General features: G+C 68.6%; 7 protein-coding genes. 4 read left to right on the forward strand and 3 right to left on the reverse strand.

Annotated elements, in window-relative coordinates:
• Positions 1-5: 5 nt before the first annotated feature.
• Genes ispE through DI041_RS15325 form a run of 3 tightly spaced genes read right to left on the reverse strand, consistent with a single transcriptional unit; the run spans position 6 to position 3213 of the window.
• On the reverse strand, positions 6-875 hold the full coding sequence (ispE, locus tag DI041_RS15315; RefSeq protein ID WP_046983100.1) for a 4-(cytidine 5'-diphospho)-2-C-methyl-D-erythritol kinase: 870 nt from the start codon (positions 873-875) through the stop codon (positions 6-8).
• Entirely contained in the window at positions 872-1531 is a 660-nt protein-coding gene (lolB, locus tag DI041_RS15320; protein WP_046983101.1) for a lipoprotein insertase outer membrane protein LolB, read from the reverse strand. Before lolB ends, ispE begins: the two co-directional genes overlap by 4 nt.
• The gene (locus DI041_RS15325; RefSeq protein WP_211195212.1) at positions 1528-3213 is read right to left on the reverse strand and encodes a tetratricopeptide repeat protein; all 1686 of its coding nucleotides are present in this window, start codon (positions 3211-3213) and stop codon (positions 1528-1530) included. The genes lolB and DI041_RS15325 overlap by 4 nt, the downstream gene beginning before the upstream one ends.
• A gap of 63 nt (positions 3214-3276) precedes the next feature.
• Between DI041_RS15325 and hemA the strand changes: the two genes are divergently transcribed.
• The 4 genes from hemA to ppk2 are packed head-to-tail and all read left to right on the forward strand — an operon-like array spanning position 3277 to position 8161.
• The gene (hemA, locus tag DI041_RS15330; RefSeq protein ID WP_046983103.1) at positions 3277-4560 is read left to right on the forward strand and encodes a glutamyl-tRNA reductase; all 1284 of its coding nucleotides are present in this window, start codon (positions 3277-3279) and stop codon (positions 4558-4560) included.
• Positions 4538-5620 carry a peptide chain release factor 1 gene (prfA, locus tag DI041_RS15335; protein ID WP_046983104.1) on the forward strand — a complete coding sequence of 361 codons (1083 nt, stop codon included), beginning with the start codon at positions 4538-4540 and terminating at the stop codon, positions 5618-5620. Before hemA ends, prfA begins: the two co-directional genes overlap by 23 nt.
• Before the next feature lie 5 nt (positions 5621-5625).
• Complete coding sequence (locus DI041_RS15340; protein ID WP_046983105.1) at positions 5626-7332, forward strand: O-linked N-acetylglucosamine transferase, SPINDLY family protein; 1707 nt, start codon at positions 5626-5628, stop codon at positions 7330-7332.
• A 46-nt stretch (positions 7333-7378) separates the two neighbouring features.
• The gene (gene ppk2, locus DI041_RS15345; protein ID WP_065722832.1) at positions 7379-8161 is read left to right on the forward strand and encodes a polyphosphate kinase 2; all 783 of its coding nucleotides are present in this window, start codon (positions 7379-7381) and stop codon (positions 8159-8161) included.
• Positions 8162-8360 lie beyond the last annotated feature (199 nt).

The following is an 8360-nucleotide window of genomic DNA, read 5'->3' on the forward strand; positions in this document are numbered from 1 at the left end:
ATGAATCAGTGTTGCTCGAGTGCATCCAGCAGTGGCGAACGTGCAACGCCCGCGGCCACCCTTGCCCGCAACTCCTTCGGCAACTCCGCTCGCCCCTGCTCTGCGGCAGCCTGCGAATCGAACTCGACGAAACAACCACTTCCGGACCCGGTCAAACGTGCCCTGCCAATACCGCTCAACGCGGCAAGCACCGCCTCTACGGCAGGCTCGCGGCGGCGCAGCACCGGCTCGAACACGTTCCCGACCAGAGCGCCGGAAGCGAAGTCGTCTATTTTCGCCTGTGGGCAGTCGCGCGTCAAATCCGGATCAGCAAACAGCGCCGGGGTGGGGACATGAACCCCAGGTTCGGCGATGACATACCAGGCCGGCGCCAGCGTGATCGGCTGCAAGCGCTCACCGACCCCTTCGGCCCAGGCATTGTGGCCACGCACGAATACCGGCACGTCGGCACCCAGGCGCAGCCCCAGCGCGGCCAGCGCGTCTTCGTCCAGACCGGCCTGCCAGAGCCGGTTCAGTACCACCAGCACGGTGGCGGCATCGGACGAACCGCCGCCGAAACCACCACCTGCAGAAACATGTTTTTCAACGATTATGTCCGCACCTTGCGCGACATTCGCCACATCTTTAAGCAGGCGTGCGGCACGTACTGCCAGATCATCGGCCTCGGAAACGCCGGCCAGGCCTTCGCCTTCACGGCGAACCTGGCCGTCTTCACGCAGGCGCAGGCCAATGCGATCCCCCCAGTCCAGCAGGCGGAACACAGTCTGCAGCTCGTGGTAACCGTCGGCACGACGGCCGATGATGTGCAGGAACAGGTTCAGCTTGGCCGGGGCCGGCCACCAGGACCAGCCCGCATCGTCGACTGCCCCGCTCATGGCGCGCCCTGCCCCCACTGGTCCACCAGCAGGCGCACCTTGGCATCGCCATTGCTGGCCTCGATCCGGCGCGGCAGCGCCGGGCGCCCGGCCTCGGCGGGGTACCATTCCAGGTACTGCACCTGCCAGCCCATCTGCTGCATGCGGCGCGGCCGGCCTTCACCGTCGCGCTCGACCTTCTCCGGACCGGCAGCATCGCCGGCCACCAGGCCACGGATCCACTCCGGCAGCTGGTTGACCGGAATGTCCCAGCCGGTCGCCTCGAGCAGCAGCTGCTGGGCGTCCTCACCGTCACGGGTGCCACCGGCCAGCCCTTCCAGGCGGCCGGCCTCGGAATGGGTATCGCCGGTCAGCTTCCAGCTCTGCCGGGTCACCGGCGCGCTCAATTCGACCACATAGCGGCGGCCGTCCTGCTTCCAGTCGATGCGGCCACTGCCGCCATCCTTGCCCTTGCTGACCGCGACCCGGCCCTGGAAGGCCCAGTCCGGCTGCGCATGCAGTGCGGCCACGCGCACGGTCTCGGCCTGCGCAGCTTCAGCCGACACCGTCTCGACTACGGCAGGCGCCGGGGTCTTCTGCGTGCCCACGGTGGTGCAGGCGGTGACCGCCACGGTCGCGACCGCCAGCAGCAGCGGCCGGATCAGGGAAACACTCATGGATTGAATTTCTCGCGGGCGCGCAGCAGCGCGCGGTTTTCAGGGTCGAGCTTGGCCGCCTCTTCGAAGAAATGGCGGGCCTCATCGTGCTTGCCCAGCACCCACAGCACTTCGCCGACATGGGAAGCGATCTCCGGGTCCTTGGCCAGGGTCCAGGCACGGCGCAGCTGCACCAGCGCCTCTTCCTTGCGGCCCAGGCGATACAGCACCCAGCCGTAGCTGTCGACGATGGCCGCGTTGTCCGGCTCGGCGACGCGGGCGCGGTCGATCAGCTCCAACGCTTCCTGCAGGCGACCGGTACGGTCGGCCAGGGTGTAGCCGAGCGCGTTGAGGGCCGGCACGTTTTCCGGGTCGGTCACCAGGATCTTGCGCAGGTCGGCCTCGGCACGCGGGATATCGTCACGGCGCTCCCAGGTGAGCGCACGGGCGTACAGCAGGCCGTTGTCATCCGGGTACGCTGCCAGACCGCGGGCCAGCGCATCCAGTTCACCGGCACTGTCGTCGGCGCGCTGGCGCAGCTCGGCTTCCAGCAGGTAGGCGTCGCGGCGCACGTCGTCGTCGACCACCGCATCTGACTGGATCGCATGCACTTCATCCAGCGCCAGCGGCAGGCGCCCGGCCAGGGCCTGGGCGTTGGCCGCGCGCAGGCGCGCTTCGCTCAGCTCATCGCCACCGGGCACGCTGTGGTACCACTGCACCGCCTCGGGATAACGCTTCAGGTACTCGGCGATCTTGCCCAGCAGCAGGCGCTGCGCCGGGTCCGGCTTGGCCGCCTGCCGCGACAGTTCGTTGTACAGGTTGGACAGCGCGGCTTTGTCGCCCTGCTTGGCCAGCAGCGAAGCGCGCATGCCCCAGGTCTGCACGTCCTGCGGCCCGAACGCCAGCACACGCTCGGCGGCCGACGGCTGGCCGAGGCTGTCGTAGGCGATGGCCACCGCGTTACGCAGTTCAGGGTCCTGGCGGGTTTTCGGTTCGACGTCCTGCAGCAGCGACAGCGCCTTGCCGGTCTCGCCAGCCTGCTGCAGCTGGCTGGCGCGCAGCAGCGCCACGCGCGGCTCCTCGGGGAAGCGCTTGACCACTTCATCGATCATGCGCCGCGCCAGCTCGGGCTTGTCCATGCGCAGGGCAAGACGACCGAACTCCTGCCAGGCCTCGATCTTCGACGGAATGGCGTTGGCGTCGACCAGCTCGCCCAGCACCTGCGCCGGCACCGCCGGGTCGCGGCCGCCACCGATCAAGGCCGCCAGGGCGAACTTCCAGCCACGCTCGTCAGGGTCGGCCAGCAGCGCCTGCAGTTCGCTGCGGGCCGCCTTCACGTCGCCCTGGCGCATGGCCAGCGCGCCGGCGGCGCTGCGCATGGTCAGCGAGCGCGGCGCCCGCTGTTGCCACAGGGCCAAGCCCTTGGCCGCGCTGGCATCATCGTTGGCAAGCATGGAAATACGGGTCGCGCGCTCGGCCAGGCCGGCGTCGCCGTCGGTCTGCTGGGCGGCCCGCAGGTACCAGCGCGCAGCCTCGGCCAGCTTGCCAGCCTGCAGCGCGAATTCACCGGCCATCACCGGTTCCAGCGCCAGTTCCTCAGTGGCCGGGGCCCGCACGGGGGCCTTGGCCGGCACCGCCGCCAGGGCCTGGCCGCAGGCCAGGGACAGCAGCAGAACACTGGGGATGCGAATCAATGCGGGCATCGTCGGCATCGGGGCCTTAAAATGTCGTCCAATGGCCAGCAGCTTATCGCAAGCAACTGAACAATGACCCTGTGGGTGCTCGGACTGAATCACCAGACCGCACCGGTGGAACTGCGCGAACGCGCGGCCTTCGCCGGTGAGGCGTTGCCGCGCGCGCTCGGTTCGCTGCGCGATACCCCGCAGATCGCCGAGGCGGTGCTGCTGTCTACCTGCAACCGCACCGAGCTGTACGCGGTGGCCGACTCGGCACAGGCGCTGGACCAATGGCTGCACACCCAGGCCGGCGACCTGCAGGGCTACCTGTACCAACATGCCGATGCCGAAGCGGTACGCCACCTGTTCCGGGTCGCCACCGGGCTGGACTCGATGGTACTGGGCGAACCGCAGATCCTCGGACAGGTGAAGGATGCCTGGTCGACCGCGCGCGATCATGGCCTGCTTGGCCAGCGCCTGGATCGGTTGTTCCAGCAGACCTTCTCGGTGGCCAAGCGCGCACGCACCGACACCCAGGTGGGCGCCAACCCCGTATCTGTGGCATCGGCCGCAGTGCGACTGGCGCAGAACGCGTTCGCGCGCCTGGACGATTCCACCGTGCTGCTGGTCGGCGCCGGCGAGACCATCGAGCTGGCTGCACGCCACCTGAGTGAAGGCAAGGTGCGGCGGCTGCTGATCGCCAACCGTACCCTCGCCCATGCGCAGGAGCTGGCCAGCCGCCACGGCGGTGTGGCACTGCCGCTGACCGAACTGGACCGCCACCTGAGCGAGGCCGACGTGGTGTTCTCGGCCACTGCCGCACGCGAGCCGGTGATCCATCGCGAGATGGTGGCCAAGGCGCTGCGCACGCGCCGGCACAAGCCGATGCTGCTGTTCGACCTGGCTGTGCCGCGCGACATCGAAGCCGAGGTCGCCACGCTCAACGATGCCTTCCTGTACACCGTGGACGATCTCGAGCGGGCGGTGGAAGACAACCGGCGTGGCCGCCGCGAGGCCGCCGCCGAGGCCGAGGCGATCATCGATCTGCAGGTGTCGCGCTTCGTCGAGACCCAGCAGGCCAGCGCCCACCAGGCGCCATTGCGGCAGCTGCGCGCGTTCGGCGAGGCCACCCGCACCGAACTGCTGGAGCGCGCGCGCCAGCAGCTGGCCAACGGCAAGCCGGCTGACGAAGTGCTGGAACTGCTCGCCCATGGCCTGACCAACCGCCTGCTGCATCCGCCGACCGCTGCGCTGCGCGCGGCCGCGCTGAGTGGCGACGCCGACCTGACCCGCGCCGCCGAGCGCCTGTTCCCGGCCACGCCGGGTTACCGCCACCCACCCGTGAGACCCGATGACGCCGACCCTGCGCCGTAAGCTGGAAGCGCTGGCCGAGCGCCGCGAAGAACTGGAACGCCTGCTCGCCGAACCCGATGTGGTCGCCGACAACACCCGTTTCCGCGACCTTTCGCGCGAATTCGCCCAACTTGAGCCGATCGCCACCGCCCTCGCCGATGAAGCCCGTGCCAAGGCCGACCTGGCCGCGGCCGAAGGCATGCGTGCCGACCCCGACCTGCGCGAGCTGGCCGACGAGGAGATCGCCGACGCCCAAGCCCGCCTGCAGGAGCTGGAACAGGAACTGGCACTGCTGCTGGTGCCGCGCGACCCACGCGACGAAGGCAACCTGTTCCTGGAAGTGCGTGCCGGTACCGGTGGCGACGAAGCAGCAATCTTCGCCGGCGACCTGTTCCGCATGTACGCCCGCTATGCCGAACGCCAGGGCTGGAAGGTCGAGATCGAATCGGACAACCCCGGCGAACATGGCGGCTACAAGGAAGTGGTGGCGCGCGTGGTCGGCCGTGGCGCGTTCTCGCGCCTGAAGTTCGAATCGGGCACGCATCGCGTGCAGCGTGTACCGGCCACTGAATCGCAGGGCCGCATCCACACCTCGGCGGCGACCGTGGCGATCATTCCCGAGGCCGATGAAGTCGATGACATCGTCATCAATCCGGCGGACCTGAGGGTGGATACGTTCCGCTCGTCCGGCGCCGGTGGCCAGCACGTCAACAAGACCGAGTCGGCCATCCGCATCACCCACGTGCCAACCGGCGTGGTGGTGGAATGCCAGACCGAACGCAGCCAACACGCCAACCGCGACAAGGCGATGAAACGCCTGAAGGCGCAGCTGCTGGACGCCGAGCGCCAGCGCCAGGATGCGGCACAGGCCGAGTCGCGGCGCCTGCAGGTCGGCAGTGGCGACCGCAGCCAGCGCATCCGTACCTACAACTTCCCGCAGGGCCGGATCACCGACCACCGCGTGGAAGGCCTGACCCTGTATGACCTGCCGAACATCCTCGCCGGCGATCTCGATCCGCTGCTGCAGCGGCTCAGCCACGAACACCAGGTCGACGCCCTGGCCCAGCTGTCGGCGAGCTGAGCACGATGACGGCCTGGCAGCAGCGGCAACAACTGCAACAGGCGATCGCTCGCCAGCCCGGCGACTTTGTCGCCTGGGTGATGCTGGCCGACCTGGAACTGGAAGCCGGCGACATCGCTGCTGGCGAACAGGCCGCCCGCCGTGCGTTGCAGCTGCGTCCGAACCATCCCGAAGCGCTGGCGCGATTGGGCCGCGTGGCGTGGATGGCCGGCGCACATACCGACGCCGCGACGCTGCTCGGCCAAGCCTCGGCGCTGGCACCGCAGCATCCAGGCATCGCGCTGTGGCTGGGCCACGCGCTGGAAGATGCCGATGATGCCGAGGGCGCATCGGCCGCCTATCGGCGCGCGCACACCCTGATGCCGGCCGAGCCCTACATCGCCGCCCAGCGGCTGGCCTGGCAGCGCCGCCTGTGCGACTGGCAGGACGTGGACGCGCTGGCTGCACAGGTGCGCGGTGCGTTGGCCTCCGGACAGGGTGTTGTCGAACCGTTCGCCTTCCTCAGCGAGGACGCCAGCGCCGCCGAACAGCTGGCCTGTGCGCGTGCACGTGCTGCGGTGGTTGCTTCGGGGGTGCGTCCCCTTCCTGCCGTAAAGGCGCGCGGGCACGGCCCCTTGCGCGTCGGTTTCCTTTCCAATGGTTTTGGCGCCCATCCCACCGGGCTGCTGACTGTAGCCCTGTTGGAGCAACTGCGCCTTGACCCGACGCTGCAACTGCATCTGTTCGCACTGAACCGCGACGACGGCAGCCGCATCCGCCAGCGCCTGCAGGCGGCGACGCATCTGCACGACGTGGCCGGCCTGCGCCATGCCGACATCGCCACCCGCATCCGCGCGCAGGGCATCGACCTGCTGTTCGACCTGCGCGGTTGGGGCGGCGGCGGTACGCCGGAAGTGCTGGCGATGCGTCCTGCCCCACTGCAGCTGAACTGGCTGGCCTACCCCGGCACATCGGGTGCGCCGTGGATGGATGCGGTGATTGGCGATGACTTCGCGCTACCACCATCGCTGGAACCGCATTACAGCGAACGCGTGCTGCGCCTGCCGCGTGCGTTCCAGCCCTCGGACAACACGCGTGCGCTGGAAGCCGCGCCGACGCGTGCGGACTGCGGCCTGCCCGAGCGCGGCGTGGTGTTCTGCTGCTTCAACAACAGCTACAAGCTCAATCCGCGCAGCATGGGCCGCGCCTTCGCCGTGCTGCAGGCGGTACCCGGCAGCGTGCTGTGGCTGCTCTCCGGCCCCGGTCAGGCCGATGCCCGCCTGCGCAGCACCGCACAGGCCGCTGGCCTGGACCCGGCACGCCTGGTGTTCATGGCCAAGCTGCCGCATCCGCAGTACCTTGCACGTTATCAGCTGGCCGATCTGTTCCTGGACACCAACCCGTACAACGCGCACACCACAGCATCGGACGCACTATGGGCCGGCTGCCCGGTGCTGACCTGCCCCGGCGAGACCTTCGCCTCGCGCGTGGCCGGCAGCCTCAACCACCATCTGGGGCTGGCACGGATGAATGTCGCCGACGATGCAGCGTTCATCACTACCGCCAGCACGCTGGGCAATGACCCGGCGGCACTGGCGGCGTTGCGCGCAGAACTGGCACAGGCACGCGAAGGCAGCGGCCTGTTCGACATGGCCGGATTTGCCCACGACCTTTCAGCGCTGCTGCAGCGGCTGGCCGGCGAGCATGGGTGGCAGGGCCTCGACATCGCCTGAGCGATCCCTGCGCTACGCTCGGGCTTCCTCCCCGCAGGGTGTGACGATGGCCAAGCTCAAGCGCAAGGAATACGACGAACTGCTGCAGCCACTGCAGCTGGAGCTGACCGCGATGGCGCGCTGGGTGCAGCACAGCGGGCAGCGCCTGCTGGTGCTGTTCGAAGGCCGCGACACCGCAGGCAAGGGCGGCGCGATCCAGGCCATCAGCCAGCACCTCAACCCACGCCAGTGCCGGGTGGTGGCGCTGCCCAAGCCTACCGACCGCGAAGCCACGCAGTGGTACTTCCAGCGTTATGCCTCGCATCTTCCGGCGGCCGGCGAGATCGTGCTGATGGATCGCAGCTGGTACAACCGCGCCGGCGTCGAACGAGTGATGGGGTATTGCAGCGAGGCCGAGTACCAGCAGTTCCTGCGCCAGGCGCCGGTGTTCGAACAACTGCTGGTGGATGACGGCATCCTGCTGTTCAAGTACTGGCTGTGCGTGGATCAGGAGCAGCAGGAGAAGCGCTTCGCCGAGCGCCATGTCGATCCACTGAAGGGCTGGAAGCTGTCACCGGTGGATCTGAAATCACGCAGCAAGTACAGCGCGTACACCGAAGCGCGCGAGGCGATGCTGCGTGCCACCCATCGCGCGGATGCGCCGTGGACGCTGGTGGATTTCAACGACCAGCGGCTGGGGCGGCTGACCCTGGTACGCAACCTGCTCGACCGGTTGCCGGACACCCGGGTGGATGCACCGTTGCCGGAGCTGCCGAAGCTGAAGGGCAAGCTGCATCGCGAGCACTACGATGTACTGAAGCCGATCGAGGACTTCCCGGTCGAAGATTAGGGTGGGTCGGCAGGGCCTGCGGCCCTGCACCTGCTACGAACCAAGGCAACAGCAACAGCCGAAGCAGAAGCGGGTTACCTGTGGGTAGGCGGGGTGGGTCCGGTTGCGGGGGACGCTGCAAGTACGTCCATGTAAGCTCGGTCGCCGCATCCATGCGGCTCACGCCCCCGCAACCGGGCCCACCCCGCCTTCGACCGAT

The organism is Stenotrophomonas maltophilia, from assembly GCF_004920835.1.
Lineage (GTDB): Bacteria > Pseudomonadota > Gammaproteobacteria > Xanthomonadales > Xanthomonadaceae > Stenotrophomonas > Stenotrophomonas maltophilia_AQ.

Coding starts and splice junctions, on each gene's coding strand:
- ispE (WP_046983100.1), bottom strand. CDS start 875: ATGAGCGGGGCAGTCGACGATGCGGGCTGGTCCTGGTGGCCGGCCCCG.
- lolB (WP_046983101.1), bottom strand. CDS start 1,531: ATGAGTGTTTCCCTGATCCGGCCGCTGCTGCTGGCGGTCGCGACCGTG.
- DI041_RS15325 (WP_211195212.1), bottom strand. CDS start 3,213: ATGCCCGCATTGATTCGCATCCCCAGTGTTCTGCTGCTGTCCCTGGCC.
- hemA (WP_046983103.1), top strand. CDS start 3,277: ATGACCCTGTGGGTGCTCGGACTGAATCACCAGACCGCACCGGTGGAA.
- prfA (WP_046983104.1), top strand. CDS start 4,538: ATGACGCCGACCCTGCGCCGTAAGCTGGAAGCGCTGGCCGAGCGCCGC.
- DI041_RS15340 (WP_046983105.1), top strand. CDS start 5,626: ATGACGGCCTGGCAGCAGCGGCAACAACTGCAACAGGCGATCGCTCGC.
- ppk2 (WP_065722832.1), top strand. CDS start 7,379: ATGGCCAAGCTCAAGCGCAAGGAATACGACGAACTGCTGCAGCCACTG.